This is a genomic window from Peribacillus sp. NPDC055009 (genome assembly GCF_053608705.1).
Genome location: NZ_JBSGVZ010000003.1, coordinates 32,415 through 56,874, shown reverse-complemented (window position 1 = coordinate 56,874; position 24,460 = coordinate 32,415). Strand labels below are relative to the sequence as shown.

At 40.4% G+C, this 24,460-nt stretch carries 22 protein-coding genes; 18 read left to right on the top strand and 4 right to left on the bottom strand.

Features of this window, described 5'->3' with window-relative positions:
• The first annotated feature begins 1 nt into the window (after window position 1).
• From ACWF5P_RS06470 to clpB, 4 genes are all read left to right on the top strand, one after another.
• Window positions 2-493, top strand: coding sequence for a DinB family protein (locus ACWF5P_RS06470; RefSeq protein WP_101224123.1), 492 nt, complete (start codon window positions 2-4; stop codon window positions 491-493).
• 30 nt (window positions 494-523) lie between these two features.
• A complete protein-coding gene (locus ACWF5P_RS06465) occupies window positions 524-1,636 on the top strand; it encodes a cupin domain-containing protein (protein WP_452444724.1) in 1,113 nt (370 codons plus the stop codon).
• 126 nt (window positions 1,637-1,762) lie between these two features.
• Entirely contained in the window at window positions 1,763-2,962 is a 1,200-nt protein-coding gene (locus ACWF5P_RS06460) for an FAD-dependent monooxygenase (RefSeq protein WP_101224121.1), read from the top strand.
• Between the two features lie 331 nt (window positions 2,963-3,293).
• Window positions 3,294-5,882 carry an ATP-dependent chaperone ClpB gene (gene clpB / locus ACWF5P_RS06455; protein ID WP_452444723.1) on the top strand — a complete coding sequence of 863 codons (2,589 nt, stop codon included), beginning with the start codon at window positions 3,294-3,296 and terminating at the stop codon, window positions 5,880-5,882.
• Between the two features lie 82 nt (window positions 5,883-5,964).
• Here clpB and ACWF5P_RS06450 read toward each other — a convergent pair whose 3' ends face one another.
• Window positions 5,965-6,156, bottom strand: a complete 192-nt coding sequence (locus ACWF5P_RS06450) for a YjzD family protein (RefSeq protein ID WP_048686917.1) — start codon at window positions 6,154-6,156, stop codon at window positions 5,965-5,967.
• Window positions 6,157-6,451: 295 nt separating this feature from the next.
• On the opposite strand from ACWF5P_RS06450, the gene ACWF5P_RS06445 reads away from it, so the two are divergent.
• From ACWF5P_RS06445 to ACWF5P_RS06435, 3 genes are all read left to right on the top strand, one after another.
• Complete coding sequence (locus ACWF5P_RS06445) at window positions 6,452-7,174, top strand: hydrolase (RefSeq protein WP_434168872.1); 723 nt, start codon at window positions 6,452-6,454, stop codon at window positions 7,172-7,174.
• A 102-nt stretch (window positions 7,175-7,276) separates the two neighbouring features.
• Complete coding sequence (locus ACWF5P_RS06440; protein ID WP_452444722.1) at window positions 7,277-8,110, top strand: hypothetical protein; 834 nt, start codon at window positions 7,277-7,279, stop codon at window positions 8,108-8,110.
• 217 nt (window positions 8,111-8,327) lie between these two features.
• Window positions 8,328-8,510 (top strand): ComZ family protein, encoded by a 183-nt coding sequence (locus ACWF5P_RS06435; RefSeq protein ID WP_034314525.1) that lies wholly within the window; start codon window positions 8,328-8,330, stop codon window positions 8,508-8,510.
• 43 nt (window positions 8,511-8,553) lie between these two features.
• On the opposite strand, the gene ACWF5P_RS06430 is transcribed toward ACWF5P_RS06435, so the two are convergent.
• Entirely contained in the window at window positions 8,554-8,778 is a 225-nt protein-coding gene (locus ACWF5P_RS06430) for a hypothetical protein (protein WP_101224117.1), read from the bottom strand.
• Between the two features lie 202 nt (window positions 8,779-8,980).
• Between ACWF5P_RS06430 and ACWF5P_RS06425 the strand changes: the two genes are divergently transcribed.
• From ACWF5P_RS06425 to ACWF5P_RS06410, 4 genes are all read left to right on the top strand, one after another.
• A complete protein-coding gene (locus ACWF5P_RS06425; RefSeq protein WP_101224116.1) occupies window positions 8,981-9,916 on the top strand; it encodes a beta-ketoacyl-ACP synthase III in 936 nt (311 codons plus the stop codon).
• 51 nt (window positions 9,917-9,967) lie between these two features.
• Window positions 9,968-11,206, top strand: a complete 1,239-nt coding sequence (fabF, locus tag ACWF5P_RS06420; RefSeq protein WP_101224115.1) for a beta-ketoacyl-ACP synthase II — start codon at window positions 9,968-9,970, stop codon at window positions 11,204-11,206.
• A 137-nt stretch (window positions 11,207-11,343) separates the two neighbouring features.
• Window positions 11,344-12,114, top strand: coding sequence for a DUF2268 domain-containing protein (locus tag ACWF5P_RS06415; protein ID WP_260356932.1), 771 nt, complete (start codon window positions 11,344-11,346; stop codon window positions 12,112-12,114).
• A 108-nt stretch (window positions 12,115-12,222) separates the two neighbouring features.
• Entirely contained in the window at window positions 12,223-12,978 is a 756-nt protein-coding gene (locus tag ACWF5P_RS06410) for a YjbA family protein (RefSeq protein WP_034314514.1), read from the top strand.
• 33 nt (window positions 12,979-13,011) lie between these two features.
• Here the strand turns inward: ACWF5P_RS06410 and trpS are convergent, their stop codons facing one another.
• Window positions 13,012-13,998 (bottom strand): tryptophan--tRNA ligase, encoded by a 987-nt coding sequence (gene trpS / locus ACWF5P_RS06405; protein ID WP_101224113.1) that lies wholly within the window; start codon window positions 13,996-13,998, stop codon window positions 13,012-13,014.
• Window positions 13,999-14,563: 565 nt separating this feature from the next.
• Between trpS and ACWF5P_RS06400 the strand changes: the two genes are divergently transcribed.
• Window positions 14,564-15,709: a putative glycoside hydrolase gene (locus ACWF5P_RS06400; RefSeq protein WP_230177444.1), complete on the top strand. Its 1,146-nt coding sequence runs from the start codon at window positions 14,564-14,566 to the stop codon at window positions 15,707-15,709.
• A 50-nt stretch (window positions 15,710-15,759) separates the two neighbouring features.
• Here ACWF5P_RS06400 and ACWF5P_RS06395 read toward each other — a convergent pair whose 3' ends face one another.
• Window positions 15,760-15,948: a hypothetical protein gene (locus tag ACWF5P_RS06395; protein ID WP_101224111.1), complete on the bottom strand. Its 189-nt coding sequence runs from the start codon at window positions 15,946-15,948 to the stop codon at window positions 15,760-15,762.
• Between the two features lie 96 nt (window positions 15,949-16,044).
• On the opposite strand from ACWF5P_RS06395, the gene ACWF5P_RS06390 reads away from it, so the two are divergent.
• The 6 genes from ACWF5P_RS06390 to pepF all read left to right on the top strand — a co-directional run bounded on the left by ACWF5P_RS06390 (window position 16,045) and on the right by pepF (window position 24,275).
• Entirely contained in the window at window positions 16,045-16,626 is a 582-nt protein-coding gene (locus ACWF5P_RS06390) for a GNAT family N-acetyltransferase (protein ID WP_402941375.1), read from the top strand.
• A 1,153-nt stretch (window positions 16,627-17,779) separates the two neighbouring features.
• Window positions 17,780-18,175 (top strand): transcriptional regulator SpxA, encoded by a 396-nt coding sequence (gene spxA / locus ACWF5P_RS06385; protein WP_034314502.1) that lies wholly within the window; start codon window positions 17,780-17,782, stop codon window positions 18,173-18,175.
• 494 nt (window positions 18,176-18,669) lie between these two features.
• Complete coding sequence (gene mecA, locus ACWF5P_RS06380; protein ID WP_034314498.1) at window positions 18,670-19,338, top strand: adaptor protein MecA; 669 nt, start codon at window positions 18,670-18,672, stop codon at window positions 19,336-19,338.
• Window positions 19,339-19,451: 113 nt separating this feature from the next.
• Window positions 19,452-20,960 carry a cardiolipin synthase gene (gene cls, locus ACWF5P_RS06375; RefSeq protein WP_434168877.1) on the top strand — a complete coding sequence of 503 codons (1,509 nt, stop codon included), beginning with the start codon at window positions 19,452-19,454 and terminating at the stop codon, window positions 20,958-20,960.
• A 98-nt stretch (window positions 20,961-21,058) separates the two neighbouring features.
• Window positions 21,059-22,270: a competence protein CoiA gene (locus tag ACWF5P_RS06370; protein WP_452444721.1), complete on the top strand. Its 1,212-nt coding sequence runs from the start codon at window positions 21,059-21,061 to the stop codon at window positions 22,268-22,270.
• Between the two features lie 187 nt (window positions 22,271-22,457).
• Complete coding sequence (gene pepF, locus ACWF5P_RS06365) at window positions 22,458-24,275, top strand: oligoendopeptidase F (protein WP_101224107.1); 1,818 nt, start codon at window positions 22,458-22,460, stop codon at window positions 24,273-24,275.
• The last annotated feature ends 185 nt before the right edge of the window (window positions 24,276-24,460 follow it).

Genomic DNA, 24,460 nt, shown 5'->3' with positions numbered 1-24,460 from the left:
AATGGCTTATCAGGAAATCGGGACATCAATCCAATCGGTTCAACAATCAATCGACCACATTCTTGAGACAGCGGCAAACCTACCGGAAGAAACGATTCGATTTAAACCAGCAGAGGATGAATGGTCAATCATGCAGATACTTTCCCATTTAGCTGAAGCCATTCCTTATTGGTTAGGTGAAGTGGAAACTGTAATAGCGATGCCAGGAGCCGAATGGGGGCGTGGATTGCAAGATCCAGCCCGTTTGGCAGCAGTCACCGATACAGACAAACTTGCTGTCGAAGATGTCATGAAGCAAGTGGAGGAGCTTAAATATAAAGTGGAGAGCAGTCTCGGGAATTTAGATGAAGAAACACTATCCAAAGAATCGCCACACCGGAATTTCGCTAAATTCGGAAACAAACCAGTTTCTTATATTGTCGATCACTTCATCGATGAGCATGTTTCAGGACACTATGATCAAATAAAGCGAAATCTTTCTAAAATCCAGTGAGGCAAGATAAAAAAGAAAGTAGGGATTAATATGGCTGAAAAATCGGAATACATGAATAGTACAATCGTAAAAGATTTTACAAAGGATATTCAGCAGTATAACCTTGGGCCGCTGTGGGAAGCCATTCCCGCTCTGATGGACCATGAACCTAAACCTCATGCGCATGCTTATTTATGGAAAGAAGAGCTTTTGACAAAAAAATTGATGGAAGCAGCTGAAATATTCACACCTGACCGAGGTGGGGAGCGCAGGGCCATTTATTTTCAGAATCCTGGACTCACTTATCGTCAGCCTTGGGGATGGGCTTCGACAACACAAACGCTATATGCAGCGGTCCAGCTATTGCTGCCAGGTGAAGTGGCCCCTTCCCACCGTCACTCCCAAAGTGCACTTCGTTTCATCACGAATGGTGAAGGTGCCTACTCCATCGTGCAGGGAGAAAGGATCTTCATGGAAGAAGGAGATTTCTTGATCACGCCTAAAAACCTATGGCATGGTCATGGACATGTTGGCGATAAACCGATGATTTGGATGGATGCCCTTGATATCCCAACCATCTACTCCATAGGCGGCACTTTCTTTGAACCATATCCTGATCGGATTGAAACGCCTAAACGGCCCGATAATTTTTCAGAGCTCCGTTATCAAGGCGGAATGGTTCGTCCAGTATCCGACCGTTATTCACAAGTGGCACCGCTTGCCAACTACAAGTGGAAAGGGACCAAAGCAGCGATAGAAGGATTAATGAATTTCGAACCGGACCCATATGATGGTTTCGCCGTTGAATATATCAATCCATCAAATGGCCAAACGGCCAATCCGACGATGGGGGCATGGATGCAGAAGCTTCCGAAAGGTTTCCATACGAAAGCACATCGCCATACCCATTCCACAATATATCAAGTGCACCAAGGATCAGGCTATACGGTCATTAATGGAGTGCGCTTTGACTGGTCCAAGGGAGATTATTTCGTCGTTCCAAATTGGGCATGGCATGAGCACGTTGCAGAAGCGGATTCTTACTTATTCTCGGTAAACGACCTACCAATAATGGAGAGATTCGATTTGGAGCAGCAACAGGCATTAGACGCAAACGATGGTTACCAAAAGGTTGAAAGTGAATTCAAGCCTGTTTTGGTTTGAAAATAATCTGTTTGGAATCTTCAGCTTAGGTCCTGATGAATATATGGAATGCCAGTCGAATGAAAACGCTTACTGTGTGTGGTCCGCAACATTGGCTAATAGCAACTAATATAGGGGGAATTTATGATGTACACAGAAAATAAACCATTCATCGTTATCGGTGGGGGAATTGGCGGATTGGCAACTGCTTTAGGAATCGCAGAAACAAAACAGTATGTAAAAGTCCTTGAACAAGCTCCCGAGTTTGGCGAAATCGGTGCAGGCATTCAGCTCGCAGCAAATGCCACCAACGTCTTGCAGCGTTTAGGCGTCATGGATAAAATCAATGAAATTGCAGTATTTCCAAAAAGGTTGGTGCTGATGGATGCATTTTCCGGAAAAGAACTTTCCGCTTTGGATTTAGGTGATGTTTATAAAGAAAGATATGGAGCTCCATATGTTGTTTTGCATCGGTCCGATTTGCATAAAGTACTGGCTGAAGCATGTGAAAAGAACCCGTATATCGAACTGGTTACGAATCAAACCATTATTGAGACAGTAGAAAATGAAGGTGAAGTGACGGTTACTTCTGCCAACGGGTCCCAACATTCAGGAACTGCTGTCATTGGAGCCGATGGATTATGGTCCAAGGCACGGAAACTTTTTGTGGAAGATCAGCCGGTCTGCTCACAATATGTTGCATACAGGGGAGCGATCCCGATGGAAGAGGTTACGAGCCATGGAGATTTAGATGATGTTTATATGTGGATTGGCCCAGACCTTCATCTTGTTCAATATCCGGTTAGAAGGGGAGAACTGTACAACCAAGTAGTGGTCTTCAAAAGTTCTCAATATACGGAAGAAAACGAAAAAACAGATCAATGGGGAACCCCGGAAGAAATGGACCGTGTGTTTGCCGGAACTTGTGAGCTTGTTCAGAATGCGATTTCATTCATTCAAAGGCAACGCCGTTGGCCAATGTATGACCGTTTACCAATTGATAATTGGACAAAAGGAAGAATTACGCTTATGGGAGATGCGGCACATCCGATGCTTCAATACTTGGCACAAGGAGCTTGCCAGGCTTTAGAAGATGCAGCTTATTTGTCGGATATGCTTCATAAGCATGGGAATGACATTGAACAGGCATTTTTGGAATATCAAGAGGAACGCATACCGCGCACGGCTAATGTTCAATCGAGCGCAAGAATGTGGGGGGAAATCATCCACAACACGACCGATGCAGGCATTCTGCTCCGAGATACGATCCTTGCAGGTCGGACGGATAAGGATTTCCAATTCATCGATGAATTTCATGGTTATAATAAAACGGCCGTGAAAGCATAATCCGTTTTGTTTCATCCATGCATCTAAAAGTTAAAACAAAGATGATTGGAGCGGGTGTACGAGACCCCGCAGGCGTAAAGGCGCCGAGGGGGCTCCCGGACCGCCCGCGGAAAGCGAGTGCCTGGATAGGAAATCAACCAAATTGTACAAACGGAAAAAGCCTTTCTTCTATATGAAGAAAGGCTTTTTCCGTTTATCTTCCATACTCCTGCATTTTTAGTAACTTTTCTTTACATGGGGAAAATTAGAAGTATAATGAAAATATAAAGGTCAAATTTGGTCAAACCGAGTGGGAATTCGTTCATGATATAGATGAATGGGAGGTTTTAAGATGGATATTAATAAAATGACGGAGAGAACCCAACAGGCGTTCATCGGCGGCCAGGAGCTAGCCAAAGATAGAGGGAATCCCGAGCTGACGGAGCTTCATTTATTAAAAACATTAATGGAACAGGATGAAAGTTTATTAATCAGGATTTTATCGGAATCTGGTAAACCGATGAATCTATTTGATATAGAGCTAAATAAGGAACTGGATCGATTACCGGAAGTGAGCGGGAGTGTTTCCCAGGTTTACATGTCATCCTCCCTGCAGCAAATGTTGACGGCTGCCGAAAAGGAAATGCAGATGTGGGAGGATGAATACTTATCTGTCGAACATATACTCCTTGCGTCGCTGCAGGACAATAAAACGAATGTGAACAGGCTTTTTTCATCATATGGAATTGATTATGATAAAGCAAAACAGGTAATAAACGATATAAGGGGGAATCAGCGAGTGACTAGTCAAAATCCTGAAAGCACTTATGAAGTACTGAAAAAATACGGGAGAGATCTCGTTGCTGAGGTTAAATCGGGGAATGTCGACCCCGTAATCGGCCGTGATACGGAAATCCGTAACGTCATCAGGATCCTTTCACGTAAAACGAAAAATAATCCTGTATTAATAGGAGAACCCGGAGTAGGTAAAACAGCCATCGTCGAGGGGCTGGCACAAAGGATCGTCAGGAAGGATGTGCCTGAGGGATTAAAGGACAAGACCGTTTTTTCACTGGATATGAGTGCGCTTGTCGCTGGCGCCAAATTCCGCGGTGAATTTGAGGAACGCCTAAAAGCGGTCTTGAATGAGATCAAGAAGAGTGACGGTAAAATTCTATTATTCATTGATGAATTGCACACAATTGTCGGTGCAGGAAGAACGGATGGCGCCCTTGATGCCGGAAATATGTTAAAGCCGATGCTTGCACGCGGTGAGCTGCATTGTATCGGTGCAACGACCCTTGATGAATATCGGCAATATATTGAAAAGGATCCGGCTCTAGAACGCCGTTTCCAACAGGTTCTGGTTCCCGAACCGGATGTTGAAGATACGATTTCAATTTTGCGGGGATTAAAGGAACGGTTTGAAATTCACCATGGCGTCAGGATACACGATCGGGCGATCGTTGCGGCCTCTGTCCTTTCGAACCGATATATAACGGAGCGATTTTTACCGGATAAAGCAATAGATCTTGTGGATGAAGCATGTGCGATGATCCGAATGGAAATCGACTCAATGCCATCCGAGTTGGATGAAATCACGAGAAAAGTCATGCAACTTGAAATTGAAGAGGCCGCCTTGAAGAATGAGGAGGACCCTCAAAGCAGGGCGAGACTGGAAGTGCTTCAAAAAGAACTATCAGAACTTCAGGATCAAGCGAATAGCATGAAATCGAAGTGGCAAATGGAGAAATCAGTGCTTCAAAAGGTGCAGGATCAACGTGAAGAGCTTGAGAAATTGCGTCATGAACTGGAACAAGCAGAGAATGACTATGACCTTAACCGGGCAGCTGAACTTCGGCATGGAAGGATTCCGCAGCTTCAAAAAGAATTGGACGCAATGGAAGACGAATTGGAAAAGGAAAAACAGGAATCACGATTGCTTCGCCAGGAAGTGACGGAGGAGGAAATTGCCTCGATTGTTGCAAGGTGGACGGGGATTCCGATTAGCAAGCTGGTGGAAAGTGAAAGGGAGAAGCTGCTTCGCCTATCTGATATCCTTCATGAACGCGTAATAGGTCAAGGAGAAGCGGTGGAACTCGTATCCGATGCTGTTTTAAGAGCAAGGGCTGGAATTAAAGATCCAAACAGACCAATCGGCTCATTCATTTTTCTTGGGCCAACGGGTGTAGGTAAAACCGAATTGGTAAAAGCTTTGGCAGAAACGTTATTCGATAGTGAGGAACATATGATTCGAATCGATATGTCGGAATATATGGAGAAACATTCCGTGTCCCGCCTTGTTGGTGCACCTCCTGGATATGTTGGATTTGAGGAAGGCGGCCAACTTACGGAGGCTGTTAGGAGAAACCCATATTCAGTCATATTATTGGATGAGATTGAAAAGGCGCATCCGGAAGTCTTCAATATTTTGCTGCAAATGCTGGATGATGGAAGGATAACAGACTCCCAAGGAAGAACAATCAACTGTAAAAATACGGTTATCATCATGACTTCCAATATCGGATCCCATTTCTTATTGCAGTCCAACCGGGTGGATGGCGGCATTGAAGAAGAAATAAAAGATCAGGTCTTTAAAGAGTTAAGAGGGCATTTCCGTCCGGAATTTTTGAATCGCGTTGATGACATTGTTTTATTCAAACCTCTGACGAAACAAGAAATCGTGGAAATCGTAGATAAAATGGTTCATCAATTACAAGTAAGGTTAACTGAACAAAATATAGACCTGAATGTTACTGAAGCGGCTAAGGAATTCATTGCGGAACAAGGATATGATCCGGTATATGGGGCAAGACCGCTGAAGCGATTCATCCAAAAGCATCTGGAAACGAAAATCGCCCGTAAAATCATTGCCGGGACTGTTGAGATTAAAGAAGGAATAACGATTGATTATGATCATGATGAATTGGTTCTCATATAAAAACGTTGAAATGTAGTTTACCCGTAAGCGAAGTACGGTATAACAAAAAGGACATCCTATAAAGGATGTCCTCTTTTGCTTCTTAATGTTGATGAGAGTCTTTAGCTGGCCCAGCAGGCATGATAGCAGGGATGATGCAAATCAGGATAGCAGCAGCTAATCCTAAAATCGTTCCCTGCGCAGCATCGTATGAAACTCCGATCATGGAAGAAACAACATATACAGTCATATGCACTAATAAGAATGTCCAAAAAATTGTCCAAGCATAACGCATCGAATTTCACCTCATTCCACTACATTCATTTTTATCTTACCATAATTAATATACAGTTAAAACGTGTTTTTAATAATAACCTTTAAATAATTCAATACATTAAATCATAAGAGAACTTTTTCAGGCAGACTAGTTGGTTTCAAACTTCAAAGGGGAAATCATAAGGAAAAAATAAAAGCAAAACCTCCGTGCTTGGTTAATTTAAGATAAGAAGTTAGGCGTTTCCACTGACCCTTTCTATTTTTCGTCATAAATTAATATAGTAGTAGTAATATTCCTTAAAGGAGTTTGAACGATGGAACAACGAACTTTTCAAATTGATGACCAATGGAATATCATCTATTATCCAGAGCGGCCCAGTGGTTTTTCCGTAATGGTAATTGGAGACCGTAGTCATTTTGTCGAAAAAGACAGCAGCTTTTGGCTGCAGCATCCTGGCAGGCTGCAGATATTGGAATATTTAAAGGAATACGGATACACCCTATTTTCATCCAATTTTTATGGAGCCAACTGGGGCAGTCCTAAAGCACTCGAGCTTTCCCTTAACCTATATATTCTGTTCATGAAAAAAGAAATAGTCAATCAAAGGGTTCATATATTGGCAGAGGGGACAGGCGCACTCCTTGCCTTAAAGTTAATGAATCAACTTGGTAATAAAATACGGTCCGTCGTTTTGATAGATCCGGTTTTTTCCTTGAAAGCACAACTGGAGAAAGAAAAGGAAAATAAGTTCTTCTATAAAAAGTGGCTGTCCGAGGTCGCTGCTGCATATGAGCTCGATCCGGCAGAATGTGAACAGCATATACTGGATACTGAAGATTCAATGATCGCAGAGAATATCCCCATGAAAGTGATTCAGGTTTTTGGAAGCTTACGGAAAGAGCAAGCCTCCCTTTATCGGCAAATCCAGCTGGCTAGAAAAGCAGACTTGCAGCTGACGTATATATTGCCCGAAAAACGTTATAAAATCCCCTATCAAATACAGAAGTTTTTCAATGAGAATGAAGAGACTTTATGAGAAGAGATATATTTTTACAATGGTTTGCATACGATACAGCATCTAAAAAAACTAGACGTGCCGGGTAAAGTGGGCTTGATGGCATACGAGGAGGCTGTATTTATGCAAACAAACATTGTCATTGGCACTTATCGATTCGTGGGATTCTATGTGACTCAATTCTTTTTGAACCAAGGTGAAGAAGTAATCGGAATCGATTGGGATGATTCCGAAGCAAGTCAATATATTAAGGAAGAAAAGGAACTTGAAATAGGCAGGAATTCAAATTATTTATACTTTCCGATAAATAAACTTAAATTATTGGATATTTCACAGCAGGACACGGTGTTCATATCTTGTTACGATATTAAAAGCGGAAAAATGGACCAAATCGATTTTGTAATAGGAGAAATCGTTTCCTTCATCGAGAAATGCAAAAAAAATGGCAAGAATGAAACGCCAAATTTCGTTCTTTTCATGCCCATTGAAAAAGAGGTCGGTATATTTCAGTCGATATTAAGCTCGATTCGTGAAATGGATTCTGCAAAAATCATATTTTTACCGACGATTTATGGACCTTGGCAATCGGAAGGCATGAGTTTTGAAGCTGGAATCAATCAGCTTGGACAGTCTGATATCAAAGCGGCAATTGCTGCCGAATATAACGGAGATGCTCTCTACATCACTGATTTTGTAAATGCTTTGGAAGCGGTGCTTGCCACAAGTTCCGATAGGGACATCCAATTGTGCAGCAGTATCGACGATCATTGGGATAAATGTGCCAAGTTAATATTTGGTGAAAGTATGGATTCATTCACTTCCCAATCAACAACGAAAATCAATAAAGGAACATTATTTGAAGTGCAATGCAAAATGGAACCGGAAGAAGGCATTGCATTACAGAGAAAACATAATAAACGATTAAACTTACTTAAAACGTGGAGAAAGCGTGATTGACATTTTTGTTATTCGGGAAGGACAAAACTGTATATTTGCCTCTAATCTATATGTCTTGTACTATAATGTTCAAGGATAGGAATTACATCAAAAGATATTCATGATTTTATATGTACGCCCTTTACGAAAGGGTTCAGTGGAATTATGATAATATTGAGCTTATTTTGGCATCAAAATGATCAATTGATGAATATTCAAAAGATAGGGGGAAATGCGAATGAGTTCAGATAAAACTCTTGAATTTATGGGAATCGCCATGAAATACTTCCCAGAGGCTAAAGCGAAGCTTGAAGCAAGCGGGATTCCATTCTCAATGGAGATGGCAGAGCCATTCATGGAGCTCTTTAAAAGCGTTATGCAAGAAGCTTATGAGCTTGGTAAACAAGATGCTCAGCGTTAATTAAAGGCAGGCTGTCCGTTAAAAGGGCAGCCTTTGAATTTTTTTATTCTTTTTTCAAGAACTTGGCGATCAAGGGGCTCAGATTGATTTTATCAATGGTCGGTTTGTATTGACTGTATAAGCCCATCAATGTTTCAACGCTCGCCATCAATTGCATGTAATCAACCTGCGCTTCCTCCTCTTGCTCCGGTTCATTTTTCCTGCCAAACATCAAATTAGAAAAATGATCATCCGTGTTTCTCTCCCGGTTGCGATTGAAGATGTCCAAAATGAATTCCTCCTATTCTCCTTTTATTTATAATGTATGTCCCAAATTTCCCTTGGCATAGGCGCTTGTCCGACTTCCGAAAGAGATTTCTTTAGCTTTTCAAATTGTTAACTCTTGCAAGGAAGTCTTTTTTTATATAAAATTAGTACCAGGTAATAATAGATGATTATAATAACTCATTAAAATATAAGGGGATGGCAAGATGAATGCTGGAATACTAGGGCTTGGCCGCTACTTACCCGACAAAATCGTTACAAATGCGGACCTAGAGAAAATTATGGACACTTCCGATGAGTGGATTCGGACTAGGACGGGTATTGAGGAAAGAAGAATTGCCAAAGATGATATTGATACATCAGATATGGCCTATGAAGCCGCAAAAGCTGCATTGAAAAATGCGGAAATTTTGGCTGAAGAGATAGATTTAATTCTTGTAGCCACTGTTACACCGGATCAGTCGTTTCCTTCAGTCGCTTGCATGATTCAGGAGAAATTGGGAGCGATGAAGGCAGCAGCAATGGATGTAAGTGCTGCATGCGCCGGTTTTATGTATGCAATGATCACGGCACAGCAATTTATTAAGACAGGTGCATATAAGCATGTGCTGATTGTCGGTGTTGAAAAACTTTCGAAAGTAACCAATTGGGAAGACCGCAATACTGCTGTACTTTTTGGTGACGGAGCTGGTGCAGTTGTACTTGGACCTGTATCTGAAGGCAAAGGAGTCCTTTCCTTTGAATTAGGCGCAGATGGAACCGGTGGGAAGCACTTATTACAAGAAGGAGATTTCATTCATATGAATGGCCGTGAAGTATTTAAATTTGCTGTCCGTCAGATGGGTGAATCCAGCCTGGGTGTCTTGGACAAAGCTGGTTTGACTAAAGAAGATGTGGATCTGCTTGTCCCGCATCAAGCTAATATACGAATTATGGAAGCCTCTAGGGAACGCTTGGATCTCCCGCTTGAAAAAATGACAAAAACGATTCATAAATATGGAAATACTTCTTCAGCGTCCATTCCAATGGCCCTTGTGGAAGAAATGGAAGCAGGAAGAATCAAGGACAATGACTTAATCGTCATGGTCGGTTTTGGTGGTGGCCTTACATGGGGAGCGATCGCTCTTAGGTGGGGTAAATAAAAGAAGAAGCAAAACGTAAGAGCTTTAAAAATAGGAAGGAGCCATTTTTAAATGACTAATCGCCGTGTAGTTGTAACTGGTATTGGAGCAATCTCTCCAGTTGGTAATGATGCAGAAACTGGATGGAAAAATATAATCGAGGGGAAATCGGGGATAGGACCTTTAACTCGTTTGAATGCTGAAGAATATCCCGTTAAAGTGGCTGCTGAAATCAAGGATTTTGATATAGAAACATATATAAATCGTAAAGAAGCACGCAAAATGGACCGTTTTACCCATTATGCAATTGCAGCTTCCGTTATGGCATATAATGATAGCAAGCTGGAAATAACCGATGAAAATGCTGCACGTGTCGGGGTCTGGATCGGTTCGGGTATTGGCGGGCTGGAGACACTTGAGACACAGCATGAAAACTTTTTAAACAGAGGATACAAACGGGTAAGCCCATTTTTCGTACCAATGATGATTCCGGATATGGCAGCTGGCCAGGTTTCTATCTTACTGGGTGCAAAAGGAATCAATTCATGTACGGTAACAGCCTGTGCTACAGGAACTAATTCAATTGGTGATGCGTTTAAAGCCATTCAGCGGGGCGATGCCGATGTGATGATTACAGGCGGGGCCGAAGCGCCAATCACAAAAATGTCGGTTGCAGGCTTCTGTGCAAATACGGCTTTATCGACAAACCCTGATCCACAAACGGCTAGCCGTCCTTTTGATCTTAACCGTGATGGTTTCGTAATAGGCGAAGGAGCTGGAATCATCGTTCTGGAAGATCTTGAACATGCATTGAATAGAGGAGCCAAGATTTATGCTGAAATAGCTGGCTATGGCTCAACTGGAGATGCCTTCCATATTACCGCTCCGGCACCAGGTGGAGAAGGCGGGGCAAGAGCGATGAAAATTGCAATCGAGGATGCAGGTTTGAATCCGGAAGACATCCAATATGTGAATGCCCACGGAACGAGTACGCCTTACAATGACAAATACGAAACGATGGCAGTCAAAGAAGTCTTTGGCGACCATGCTAATAAACTTGCAATAAGTTCCACTAAATCGATGACGGGCCATATGTTAGGGGCAGCAGGCGGTGTGGAAGCGATTTTCACGATTCAGGCAATCAGGGACAGCATTTTGCCTCCAACCATCAATATTGAAACACCAGACCCTGAGTGTGATTTGGACTATGTCCCGAATCAAGCAAGGAAGGGCGAAATCAGTGCAGCCATCAGTAATTCACTTGGATTCGGTGGGCATAACGCAACTATCCTTTTCAAAAAATATCAATAAGTTTGAAGGAAGAGCAGATCTTTAGGGATTTGCTCTTTTTATGTTGAAGGGAAAATTGCCAATACAAGGGATATAAAATGTGTCAACCGCCTTCTTTAAATCATACGATAGTCAATAGAAGCGGAGGTGTATGGGAAATGGGAGTCATTTCAACCAATGAATGGATGAAGAAGGATTTCAACCGCCCGGTCCAGATGATGGAAAGAGTTAAAAGTACATTCAACAATACCCTTGATGCGGACATGATTTATCATCATTTATTGAAGCATGGCATGTATTCGCCGAATCAAAAAACAAAACAAACATGGGAAGACTTAAACGAAAATAATGTCTGGGAAAAAACACAAAGCTTGTTTACAGCTTATAAGAAGCTATGGGGTGGGCCTGATGTTCCCATATATATTTTTCCGCTGATGTCTTCAGGGATATGGAATAAAAAAGTTGAAACGAAGTCAGGGCTGGCATTTAAAGATAAACTATTCCTTTTTTACGGAAAGGGGATAGCCGAAAAGGAAATGGAGGCGCTGTTGATTCATGAATATCATCATGTTTGCCGTCTGCATCATTTGAAAAAGGACCAAAAAGAATTCACTCTCCTGGATACGATGATCATGGAAGGACTGGCGGAAAGAACGGTGGGGAAATATTTAGGAACAAAATTTTTAGCAAATTGGACTAAGTTATATCAGGAAGATAAACTAAGAGAATTTTGGAGCAAGCATTTAGAGGAAAAGCACACGATAAAACGTACAGATCCTCTTCATGATACACTTCTGCTCGGGATGAAAGGATATCCATATATGCTTGGATACTGTAGTGGCTATTACCTGGTGAAAAATTCTGAGAAACTCTCTGTGAAAAAATCGTTCATTATTCAATCTGAAGAATTCCTATCTAAAAAGAGTTAATATATACGTTCTTTTTTTCTTAATCTGTTTTCTAGAATAGGAATAAATTGTATGGTTCCTGCCTATACTGATTGACAAACAGAAATTTGTTTAAGTGAGGGATGAATGATGCTATATCTTCATGATGTATGGGTTAACTGGTTTGAAGGAGAAGAAAACGGCTATAATATTTGTCATTTTCATGAATGGAGGAAGGATGACGGGATCGAACTACTAGATCAAGTTCCTTTGTTGAAAGTGTCATCAACATTGTTCCACTACATAGAAAACGACTTGTCAGAATTACCTAAGCCACTGCTGAATGATGTATATCAAAAAGCATATGCAAGGAAAAATCATGAACGAATTCAGCTCGACTATTGTTTTATCGTGACTGACGGAAATGGAATCTTAGCTGTTGATACGATAGGGTATCATATTCCGATTAGGAAAAGCAGAATAATTCCTCGGCAGGAACAAATTGTTTATGACATGATAGAAAACCATGATGAGATGGATTACACCTTTACTGAAAAACCTACATCTGAGAAAGAATATCATATTTTGTCGCCGTCTCCCTTATTCATGAACGGTTTGACAAGAAAAGAAAGACAGCTTAAGCAATTGCTATTCATGGCCATGGACCAATTATTCACGGCGAAAAACACTGCTGAAATCCGCTATTGGTATACAGAATGGGCTCCTGAGAAATATGAAAGCATTCAAGAAATGGATTTTCAGATAGCTTGGCTTGAATTATATGAAGAAATGAAGGAAGGCTGGTCAGAGAAGCATCTTCAACTTTGTGAAAACCTTGTGAAGGGGCAGCCTTTTTTTGAAAAGCTGTGGCAAGTGGAGGCTGGCGATAGCCCATCGATATTATGAAAAAAAGACGATCCGTTGAGGATCGTCTTTTTTTTATCTCTTTCTGCCAAGTCCCATGCCATTATACATTTTTCTGATCATTTTATTGGCTTCAATGTTCGCCTTTTCTGCACCGCGGTCCAGAATTTCATCCAATTCAGGCGAATCGATCAATTCATTATAGCGTTCCTGAATTGGCAGGATTTCTCCAAGAACCACCTCAGCCAAATCACTTTTAAAGTCACCATAACCTTTGCCCTCATACATCTCTTCAATTTCTGTATAGGTTTTTCCACTGAAGATGGAATATATGGACATAAGGTTGGAAACACCCGCTTTGTTTTCCTTATCGTAACGGACAATTCCTTCCGAATCGGTAACTGCGCTCTTGATGTTTTTTTCGATTTGCTTAGGATCATCCAATAAGGCTATCGTTGCCTTTTTATTAGGATCGGATTTGCTCATTTTCTTGGTTGGTTCTTGAAGGGACATGATACGGGCCCCTTCTGTAGGGAGGCTGATTTCCGGGATTTTAAATATATCATTATGCTTTTTATTGAACCGTTCAGCCAAATCGCGTGTCAATTCAAGATGCTGTCTTTGATCCTCCCCGACAGGAACCACATCTGTACCATAAAGGAGGATATCGGCAGCCATCAACGGCGGGTAAGTAAGCAGTGCTGCGGAAACCCCTTCTTTGCCAGTTGATTTGTCTTTAAATTGCGTCATTCTCTCAAGTTCCCCAATATAGGATATACTCTGTAAAATCCAGCCTGCCTGGGCATGTGCTGGTACTTCTGATTGAATGAAGATGGTATTCTTTTCAGGATCTAAGCCAATGGCCAAATATAAAGCGGCCAATGTTTTAATGTTCTTCCTTAACTTAATGCGATCCTGTGGAACTGTAATTGCATGCTGGTCAACAATACAAAAGAAACATTCATATTCATTTTGTAAGTTAACGAATTGTTTCATTGCTCCGATGTAATTTCCTAAAGTAACGGAACCGGATGGCTGAATGCCGGAGAAAATCCTTTTCAACTGCTAGTCACTCCTCTAAATGCGTTTATTGATAAATGGATATTCGCTCTTCATTATTGTAAGGATAAATAGAAAATGAATCCACTTTCTTTGAAAGAAATGTGCATATTCCTGTGATGGGGAAATGCTCATTTAAATCTTGTGGAGGGCCGTTTTGTCCTGTATCGATGCCATTTTTAAGAATACGAAATGTCCACTATACTGTATTTTAGCATTTATTCATATTAAATGTATAATCGAAACGGCAAACAAGCCAATAGAACGGATTTTCCGCTTCTTTTTTTAGATATGGAAGAAATGAAGGGTTCAAGGAAAATCAATCCGTTTAACATATTTCACAATGAGCGGACCATTTTAGGGAAGGATACTCACAAGGGAATAACCGCGTTGTTGAACGTATTCTCATTTTGTAAGTCAGTTTTTTTAATTATTTATAATATATAGGAGTAAAGTTTATTGTTTGTGGTATTAAAGAAAGGGGTTTATTATATTTGTTGAATATTGATGACTGATGGCGAATGAGGTGGAGAAAATGAAACCAATGTGTAAATGGTTGATGACAGGAATGTGCATATTCCTGATTCAACAGCCAGTTCATGCAGAAGGCATGAACGAAACCAGGCAGGTGGCATTAGAAAATAAAGAATTGCCTGCGAGCGTACCGCGTTTTGTTTTTGATTCGGGGTTGAAATTCGACTATCCGGATGCTGTGCGAGGAATATATGTGACAGGGCCTGCAGCGGGCGGCAATAAATTGAATGAACTTATTAGATATGTAGATGAAACCGACTTGAATGCAATGGTCATTGACATTAAGGATGACAAGGGGAACGTTACGTTTAAAACCGAAGATCCAGATTCTCCATATGCTGGGATTGGTAAAGACTACATAAAAAATCCAAGGGCAATGCTGAAAAAAATGGAGGATAAACAGATTTATCCGATTGCGAGGGTAGTCGTCTTTAAAGATTCACTTTTGGCCAAAGAGAAGCCTGAATTATCTTTTTTAGATGGCGAAAAGGTTTGGAGGAATGGTCGAGGGGAAGCCTTCGTTAACCCATTCTTAAAAGAGGTGTGGGATTATAATGTCGGTATTGCCATTGAAGCGGCAAAGATGGGGTTTAAAGAAATTCAATTTGACTATGTCCGTTTTCCCGAAGGATTCGAAAATAAAGAAGATGATTTGAAATATGATGTCGGTGAATATGATGAAGCGAAAGTGAGTCATACAGCCAAAAGGGTTCAGGCAGTGACAGATTTCGTAAGTTATGCGAGGAAACAACTGGAGCCATATGATGTGGAAGTATCTGTGGATATTTTTGGATATGCAGCTACATTGCCTGAAGCTCCCGGAATAGGGCAAAACTTCACAAAAATCTCTGAGAATGTCGATGTAATTTCCTCGATGATCTATCCGAGTCACTGGACATCTTATTTTGGTATCGATAAGCCTGATTTGGAGCCTTATAATCTCGTTAAGGAATATGCGAAATTGGAGAACGGGAAGCTGAAGGAATTAAAAACCCCACCTACTTCAAGACCTTGGCTACAAGATTTTACTGCCTCATATTTAGGTGAAGGGAATTACCAAAGGTACGGAAAGGAAGAAGTGGAAGCCCAAATAAAAGCATTGAACGATAATGGTATTGATGAATACTTATTATGGAATGCGGCAAATCGATATACAAAGGGAGTAGACTATACCCCATGAAAAAAAGGATGACCTTGGAAGAACTTCCGGTCATCCAATTTCTCTCTGAATTACCGCTTTTTATTCCCGCCAACTTTACTCCACCCTGACTGAATTCGTTTCGATTGATCGAAAATATGAGAGTGACGTTTCCCGCCAAACCATTTTTCGCCGATGCCATTCGTCACAACGCCATTCACAGCTGTAATGCCAATAACGCAAGCAGCGACTAAAAAAAAGTCCAAAAAGTAACTGATCATCAAAACCCTCCTAATATTTTCAAGCTATTCAAGTTCCATTGTAGTGGATAAGAAAAAATCTGGAAAGTATAATCTAGCAAATGAGGAGATTAATTTATGAATTGGTATGATAAGTTGAACCAGTATTTCCCTATTGAAGAAATGAAGTCCAAAGAACATATAGAAGTTCTTTTAGAAGATAAGCAGGAAATATATAAAAAGGATGAAGGTCCCGACCATGTTTTATTATATGTGGAAGGAGAAGAGTTTATATTCGTTGATTACCTTTTTGTATCAAAGAATTCAAGGGGTCAGGGACTAGGAAGGAAATTAATTCAAAAATTGCAAAAAAAGCAGAAAACGATCTTGCTGGAAGTAGAACCAGTACAAGAAAATGATGACGATACATTGAAAAGGCTGAAATTTTATAAAAGGGAAGGATTCCAGCATGCCTCTTCAATTACCTACAGCAGAAAATCCCTTGCCACCAAGGAGAATACGCCTATGGAAATCCTATATTGGCCAGCAAACCCATCGGTTGATGAAGAAGACGTATTTGATTTCATGAAAGAGATTTATTCTGAAATCCATACCTACAAAGATGATGACCTATATGGGAAATCTTATCAAGATGTAGAGGATGTACTAAGCTTGAATGCAAGTCAGGAAACGGATATTTTTAAAGAGATGGAAATTTAGAAAAAAGGGGCCGGGCGCTTAACCGGCCCTTTTTAGTTTGTCGGAAAAAGTACGGTATAGAGGTCGAATAAAGTGTGGTGTTGGTCGAATAAAGTACGGGGAAGGTCGAATAAAGTACGGTGTAGGTCGAATAAAGTGTAGTGTAGGTCGAATAAAGTGCGGTGTAGGTCGAATAAAGTATGGTGTAGGTCGAAAAAATTCGTGAACGGCTGAAAAAAGTGCAGTGATGGAAGAAAAAATTCGTGAACGGCTGAAAAAACAGCTCAGTACGTCGAAAAAGAACAGTAAGGGCCGAAAAAAGTGCTCCAGCAGAAAACATCTGGAACGTTTTTTAAAGAAAAATTGAGGCAAACTGTTCTTTCTTAAAATTTGTCCATAAAGGAGGTCGGAATAGGTCCCACCCCAACCTCGATTATAAAAGGTTATCGTTTAGGGCTTTTTACTATTCTATGAAAACCCCCAATAGATTGAAGAAAATTGCGACACTTCTGCCGAAAAACTGGCTAGCCGGGACCCAGGAGTCGCGTGCTTTGATGCGGATTGCAGACAGTCGGCGGGAAAGGGAGCGGATTTCTGAAAACAACTGTTATGGTTTTTTCGAGTGCAGCCAAACTGTCTTTTCTTATTGTGCATTTTTTGCAGGCAAATGAATATCTATAACTTCTCGGATGGTAGATTACTCACTTATCTCCGATTTTTTCGAATTACTTTTTTACTTTTGGAAATATATGTGCTAAAAGAATGGTTTTTCTTGTAAAAGGAGGAATTTGCTTTTTGTTAAAGAAAATATATTAACATGTTCTTGTTTATTGACAAAGATAGGGGGGTAAATAAAAGTAACGAGCTAATAAAAAAATCATGAGGGCCGAATTGAGAGTTAACTGAGAATGGCAGGTAGGTATTTTCAATTAGAAAAAGCGGTTTTAATGTATTACATAAAAAACAGAAAAAGCTATAGTACAGGCTAAACTAGAAGTTTATAAGGATTTTTCCAAATATCAAAAAGGGTATTCATTTTAAATAATTTAGTGTATAATAAAGAAAATGAAATACTTAATTAAAATTATTTCAAATTAGAGTGGTACTTATGAATACTAATAGTAGATTTCCCCTCATAGATCACCGATTCTATATTTAGGGAGTGTGAGTAAACATGGTAACATTATATACATCACCTAGTTGTACTTCATGCAGGAAAGCAAAAGCATGGTTAGAGGAACATGAGATTGGATATAAAGAAAGAAACATTTTTTCAGAACCGTTAACGATTGATGAGATTAAAGAAATTCTTCGAATGACTGAAGATGGAACCGATGAAATCATTTCAACACGGTCAAAAACTTTCCAAAAGTTAAACGTAAATTTAGAGAGCCTGCCTCTTCAAGAACTATATAAATTGATCAAGGAAAATCCAGGTCTGTTGAGACGTCCAATTATCCTTGACGAGAAACGGCTTCAAGTTGGTTATAACGAAGATGAGATAAGACGCTTTTTACCACGTAAAGTTCGTACCTTCCAGTTACGGGAAGCACAACGTATGGTCAACTAATAAGGTCTTTCAAGCTCTGCCAGGAAATGTGCAGGGCTTTTTCTTTATACATAACCGATTTTCCGCTGATTTTTTTTACTTAATGACGGGTAACATAACAGGATTCATAGGGGACAGCAGACGTTTCGGATTTGCAGCAGGTTCCTTGAACCGGTCATCATTTAAAGAAAAAATAAGAATGCACACCATCATGCCGTGTATATAATAAGGCATAAATGGCAGGAAGTTTAAAATTGAAGAAAGCATTATGATAGTTGCATGCGGATGAATTTTTTTATAGAATGAATGGAATATTAGGCAAACAATTGTTTTTTAGATAAGTAATGTTTTTTATTTCCCTTCTTCAAGGTTTTGTCATAAAATGATGTAAAATAGTCTGTTTTAATGGCTATCATGATTTACAGTATTCACTTACGGGTAAAGAGCTTTTAAGAGCAATTTTCGCTTGGGGGTTATTATCCCTTCAAAATGAGATAGGAAGGGAGAGGGGAATCATGGAAATCGAACGCATTAATGATGATACAGTTAAATTTTATATTTCCTATATAGATATTGAGGAAAGAGGCTTTGATCGCGAAGAAATTTGGTACAGCCGTGAGCGAAGTGAGGAACTTTTTTGGGAAATGATGGATGAAGTGCATCAAGAAGAAGAATTCATGATTGAAGGACCTTTATGGATTCAAGTTCAAGCCCTTGAAAAAGGCTTGGAAGTTTTGGTCACAAAAGCCCAGCTTGCCAAAGATGGTCAGAAACTCGAGCTGCCTCTTTCAGATGATAAGTTAAGGGATTTGAATGTATCAGACAAGATGGATACGCTTCTTGATCAACATTTTCATGGGAAAGATGAAGAAAGCGGTATGACATTCGAAGATGGTATGATTGAATTCATCACGACTTTCGAGGATTTTGAAGATGTCATTTCATTAAGCAAGCGTCATGGCTTGGATGACTGGACGACTAAACTTTATGTTTATCAGAATAAATATTATCTTTATATCGAATTTTCCGAGGCAGAAATTGATGAGGAAGAAATCGATAATGTTCTAAGTCTTTTATTGGAATATAGTCAGGAGTCACCTATAACGGTGCACATGCTTGAAGAGTACGGGAAGATAGTTATCGAAAATGATGTATTCACAACGGTCGATAAATATTTCGCATAGACTGTTGAGGCCGATTTCAGTAGAAATCGGCCTTTTCGTCCAAGAATGAGTGTTTTACCTCAGCAGGGAGGTATTTATCATGTGCCTGTGTTTGTTAATTGGAGGTAGTCTAGGTGAAGAATATAGTTGGCATCGGTCTGCTAATTCTCTTGTTGGTCGGCTCTTGGTATTTTCTAATAAATGGCGTCGATGGCAGGGTGATTTTTTATTCCAGCCTTATATTGACCCTTTTCTTGGTGATAATTGGATTCAACATTTTCCTGGAAAACAGAGATCCCATCGAGACCATAACATGGCTGGTTATTTTTTGCGCTTTCCCATTCATCGGTTTCATTTTTTACTTTTTGTTTGGCCGTCATTTTCGGAAAGAAAGGATATTTCGCAAGAAGTACTTTTTGGATAAACAGAGTTTCGTTAAAATAGGCGGCGAGGCGGAGTATAATGACCGAATTAAGGAAATGGGCGAGAACCCTCAGCAGTTAATCACTCTTGCAAATAGGCTGGGGAATAGCCCTATTTCATTTACGACTGAAACCCGGGTTTTAAGGAATGGTGATGAGACATTTTCCAATATCATCGAAGAATTAAAAAAAGCCACACATCATATTCATTTGGAATATTATATTGTTAGGGATGACCGCATTGGCGGTCTGCTAAAGGACATCTTGATACAGAAAGTAAAAGAAGGGGTAGAGGTCAGGTTTCTCTATGATGCGGTTGGTTCCTGGAAGTTAGCTCGTTCATATATCGATGAACTGAGGAGTGCGGGAGCTGAAATGGTTGCTTTTGGTCCGTTGCATCTCCCTTTATTAAATAATACATTCAACTTTCGCAACCATCGTAAAATAATTGTGATAGATGGCTCTGTCGGTTTCATCGGCGGTCTCAATATTGGGGATGAATATTTGGGACAAGATCAGAAATTCGGTTCTTGGCGGGATACGCATCTTATCATAAAGGGGGAAGCGGTCAGGACTTTACAGCTCATATTTCTGCAGGATTGGTATTATAGCACCAATAATAGTTTTTTAAGTGATGAATATCTCATGGTTGGCCTGCCGAACCATCATGGACATGGCGGAGTTCAATTGATTGGCGGCGGGCCGGATAGTGAGTGGACGATCATTAAAAGCATTTTTTTTAAAATGATCGCTTCGGCAGAAAAGTCAGTTTGGATTGCCTCTCCGTATTTCGTTCCTGATGACGATATCTTTCAAGCGTTGAAGGTAGCTGCCTTAAGTGGTTTGGATGTCAGGCTGCTCGTACCGAAGAACCCCGATAAACGTATCGTATTTCATGCTTCGAGAACTTATTTTCCCGAATTGCTCGCTTCCGGAGTTCGTATATTCCAATATAATGATGGCTTCATGCATAGTAAAATCATCATCGTTGATGACCAATTGGCGTCAATTGGGACAACCAATATGGATATGAGAAGCTTTCACCTGAATTTCGAAGTCAATGCTTTTCTCTACAGGACGGAAAGTACTCGGCAGTTGGTGAATGATTTTTTGGAAGATATAAAGGTATCTCAAGAAGTGGAGATTGATGCGTTTTCCAAACGGAATTTCGGTTTGAAAGTATTGGAGTCCACATGCCGATTGCTTTCACCCCTTCTTTAGATAGCAACTTTACTTTATGCCGATGAGGCATTTTTTTTTTGCGGATTAAAAGGAATCCTAAGCGAAGCAGGCGAATGTAGTGGATGAGGAGGAGATGTATGCTAACCGCGATAAAGAAAGATGGAACTTGGATTACCCTCCCTGAAAAGATACCGGCAAACGAGATTGATGAATGGAGAAAATCGGCGGCAGATTATTACTGTCCATGCTGCAAGATGGAAATGACCATCAAAGCGGGAAACGTCAGGATTCCTCATTTCGCGCATAAAAATAATTCTTCATGCCGTGCTTCTTCAGAACCGGAATCCGCCTATCATTTAATGGGAAAAAGAAAATTGTTTCAGTGGTTATTATCACATGGTTACCAAGTGGATCTAGAAGCCTACCTTCCTGAAATTAAGAAAAGGGCTGATATTTTAGCTGTGATAGGAGGCAATCGCTATGCAATAGAATTTCAATGCTCAGTTATCCCCGAGGTGGAATTCATGGAAAGGACAAGAGCCTACCAAAGCATAGGCATCAAGCCAATCTGGATCCTCGCTGCAAAACGCTTAAAAAGGAAAAGCTTGTATGAATTCAGTTTAACCCGCTTCCAATGGCTCTTCGTCACCGGCAGCTTCCATCATCCGTTTCTTTGGATGTACTGTCCGGAAACTGATCATTTATCAGTATTGAAGAACCTCACTCCGTTTACCTCTAGAACCGTCTTAGCCGAATTGACAACAGCTTCTTTAAAGCTCCTTCCCCCTAGTCGGGCATTGCCCCGAAATTGCTTTGTTTTCCCTTTTCTGTCTGCGTGGAGATATAAACGAAATGGCTGGTCCCTGCATCGAGTGAAAACAGCACGCAGATGCGATCCTTTTTTCGAAGAGCTTTATTCACATCATATTACACCAGCGACACTTCCCGTTGAAGTGGGTGTTCCCGTCAGGGGGATGCTGTTGATCGATACTGCCTCGATCGAATGGCAGGCATGGTTATACATGGATGTGTTTCAAGAGAAAAGAACAGGGGAAAAGATTTCTATGGCTGATATTATCTGCATTTTTAGAAAGCGCTCAAAAAAAGGGGAAATAAAGTTCAGACCATTGCCATTGCTTCATGAAAAACCAATCGAGTATCCTGTAGGTCAATATATCATGATTTTGGAGCAATTGGGTTATCTATCAAAGCTGGAAAAAGGGGTTTTTAAAGTTGAAAGGGAATTTACCCTGCCCTCCACCAGTGATCAAGCTCAAATTTTGGAAAAAAATTTCTATGATAAGCATAAATTGATGATGGAAAAGGGGAATATCCAGTATAATCAGTGATAACATCTCTATTTATCTTGAATTCAGATGAAATGGCAGGATTATTTTTGTTAATGGAGAAATAGTAATAAGAACTGGGAATTAAAAGCTTTAAAAAGAATGAACGCCGAATGAAGCATTGCGGCGTCTATCCGGTTTACGAGTAAGCCCAATGGCAAGTTTCTATAGAATGAGGAGGAATTTTTTTATGGCACAGGAAACAAAAACGAATACATTACCCTCAAGAAGTGAAATAGCTCCTGAAGATACTTGGAGACTGGAAGATATCTTCGCAACCGAGGAAGATTGGGAAGCTGCCTTCAAAGCGGTAAAGGAAGACCTCAAGAAGGCAGAGGCACATAAAGGCACATTGGGCGAAAGCGCAGAGAAATTATTCGCGGCGCTTCAACTCCAAGATGAAGTATTCGAGAAGCTAGGGAAAGTTTATTCTTATTCACATATGCGCAATGATCAAGATACAACCAATCCTTTTTATCAAGGGATGGAGGATCGGGCAAAAGCTTTATATGCCCAGGCAGCGGCTGCGTTTTCATTTATGGTTCCTGAACTATTGAGTATTGACGAAAGCAAAGTGGAAGGGTTTTTGGAAGAAAAAGAAGAATTGAAATTGTACAAGCATTCTTTAGAGGAAATCAATCTTCAGAGACCACATATCTTATCTGCAGAGCAGGAAGAATTATTGGCGCAGGCATCAGAAGTACTCGATGCATCGGGCAATACTTTCGGTATGCTTAACAATGCCGATTTGAAATTCCCGACCATCAAGGATGAAAAGGGAGATGAAGTGGAAATAACTCACGGAAGATATATCAGTTTTCTTGAGAGTGAAGATCGCCGTGTACGTGAGGAGGCATTTAAGGGGGTATACAGCAAGTATGGGGAGTTCCGCAATACATTTGCTTCAACACTGTCTGGTGAGGTGAAAAACCATAACTTCAATGCCACTGTTCGAAAATATGATTCAGCACGCCAAGCGGCATTAAGTAATAACAACATTCCGGAGACTGTATACGATAATCTCGTTAAAACGGTCAATGACAATTTGCCTTTACTTCACCGTTATCTTGATTTACGTAAAAAAGTACTGCAATTAGATGAACTTCATATGTATGATCTATTCACTCCTCTAGTTAAGGAAGTGAAGATGGAAGTGACTTATGATGAGGCCAAGGATTATGTCCTTAAAGGACTTGCTCCGCTTGGGGAGGATTATTTGAATGTTTTGAAAGAGGGGTTTGAAAACCGGTGGGTCGATGTGCATGAAAACAAAGGGAAACGAAGCGGTGCCTATTCTTCTGGTACATACGGGACGAATCCTTATATTTTAATGAACTGGCAAAATAACGTCAATAACTTATTCACGCTCGTTCATGAGTTTGGACATTCGGTCCATAGCTACTATACACGTAAATATCAGCCATATCCATACGGAAATTATTCAATATTTGTAGCGGAAGTTGCATCGACTTGTAATGAAAACCTGTTGAATGATTATTTACTGAATTCAATCGAAGATGAAAAGAAACGCATTTATTTATTGAATCATTACCTGGAAGGTTTCCGTGGCACATTGTTCCGGCAAACGATGTTTGCAGAGTTTGAACATACCATACATTTAAAGGCTCAAAATGGGGAAGCGTTGACAGCGGATATGCTTACTAAGGAATATTATGAGCTGAACAAGAAATACTTTGGCGAGAACGTGACCATCGATGAAGAAATCGGTTTGGAATGGGCGCGTATTCCACACTTCTACTATAATTACTATGTTTATCAATATGCGACTGGAATCAGTGCAGCAACAGCATTGAGCAAGCAAATCCTTGAAGAAGGAGAGCCTGCTGTCAAAAGGTATCTGGAGTTCTTGAAGTCAGGAAGTTCCGATTATCCGATTGAAGTACTCAAAAAGGCTGGTGTCGATATGACAAAAGCCGAGCCTGTACAAGAAGCCATGAATGTATTCGAAGAAAAATTAAATGAGTTGGAAGAGCTTTTGAATAAATAGGATGTGAAAAGGGACCCGAGCACTGCCGGGTCCTTTTCATCATATATGATGTCCGTCATAATCCTTTAAAACGATTTCTCTGATTTAAGCTATGAAGAATTATAAAGAAAACAAAAAATAAAATAGGGGAGGTAAAATACAGAGGAATGAGGTTCATGATACCGAGTAGCTGGACAAATAGCGAC

What these genes read in the sequence shown, in the direction of transcription:
- clpB (WP_452444723.1), top strand. Translation starts at nt 3,294, where the DNA reads ATGGATATTAATAAAATGACGGAGAGAACCCAACAGGCGTTCATCGGC.
- ACWF5P_RS06450 (WP_048686917.1), bottom strand. Translation starts at nt 6,156, where the DNA reads ATGCGTTATGCTTGGACAATTTTTTGGACATTCTTATTAGTGCATATG.
- ACWF5P_RS06460 (WP_101224121.1), top strand. Translation starts at nt 1,763, where the DNA reads ATGTACACAGAAAATAAACCATTCATCGTTATCGGTGGGGGAATTGGC.
- pepF (WP_101224107.1), top strand. Translation starts at nt 22,458, where the DNA reads ATGGCACAGGAAACAAAAACGAATACATTACCCTCAAGAAGTGAAATA.
- mecA (WP_034314498.1), top strand. Translation starts at nt 18,670, where the DNA reads ATGGAAATCGAACGCATTAATGATGATACAGTTAAATTTTATATTTCC.
- ACWF5P_RS06400 (WP_230177444.1), top strand. Translation starts at nt 14,564, where the DNA reads ATGTGCATATTCCTGATTCAACAGCCAGTTCATGCAGAAGGCATGAAC.
- ACWF5P_RS06435 (WP_034314525.1), top strand. Translation starts at nt 8,328, where the DNA reads ATGAGTTCAGATAAAACTCTTGAATTTATGGGAATCGCCATGAAATAC.
- ACWF5P_RS06425 (WP_101224116.1), top strand. Translation starts at nt 8,981, where the DNA reads ATGAATGCTGGAATACTAGGGCTTGGCCGCTACTTACCCGACAAAATC.
- ACWF5P_RS06390 (WP_402941375.1), top strand. Translation starts at nt 16,045, where the DNA reads ATGAATTGGTATGATAAGTTGAACCAGTATTTCCCTATTGAAGAAATG.
- ACWF5P_RS06440 (WP_452444722.1), top strand. Translation starts at nt 7,277, where the DNA reads ATGCAAACAAACATTGTCATTGGCACTTATCGATTCGTGGGATTCTAT.
- ACWF5P_RS06370 (WP_452444721.1), top strand. Translation starts at nt 21,059, where the DNA reads ATGCTAACCGCGATAAAGAAAGATGGAACTTGGATTACCCTCCCTGAA.
- ACWF5P_RS06465 (WP_452444724.1), top strand. Translation starts at nt 524, where the DNA reads ATGGCTGAAAAATCGGAATACATGAATAGTACAATCGTAAAAGATTTT.
- fabF (WP_101224115.1), top strand. Translation starts at nt 9,968, where the DNA reads ATGACTAATCGCCGTGTAGTTGTAACTGGTATTGGAGCAATCTCTCCA.
- ACWF5P_RS06445 (WP_434168872.1), top strand. Translation starts at nt 6,452, where the DNA reads ATGGAACAACGAACTTTTCAAATTGATGACCAATGGAATATCATCTAT.
- ACWF5P_RS06410 (WP_034314514.1), top strand. Translation starts at nt 12,223, where the DNA reads ATGCTATATCTTCATGATGTATGGGTTAACTGGTTTGAAGGAGAAGAA.
- ACWF5P_RS06415 (WP_260356932.1), top strand. Translation starts at nt 11,344, where the DNA reads ATGGGAGTCATTTCAACCAATGAATGGATGAAGAAGGATTTCAACCGC.
- spxA (WP_034314502.1), top strand. Translation starts at nt 17,780, where the DNA reads ATGGTAACATTATATACATCACCTAGTTGTACTTCATGCAGGAAAGCA.
- ACWF5P_RS06470 (WP_101224123.1), top strand. Translation starts at nt 2, where the DNA reads ATGGCTTATCAGGAAATCGGGACATCAATCCAATCGGTTCAACAATCA.
- ACWF5P_RS06395 (WP_101224111.1), bottom strand. Translation starts at nt 15,948, where the DNA reads ATGATCAGTTACTTTTTGGACTTTTTTTTAGTCGCTGCTTGCGTTATT.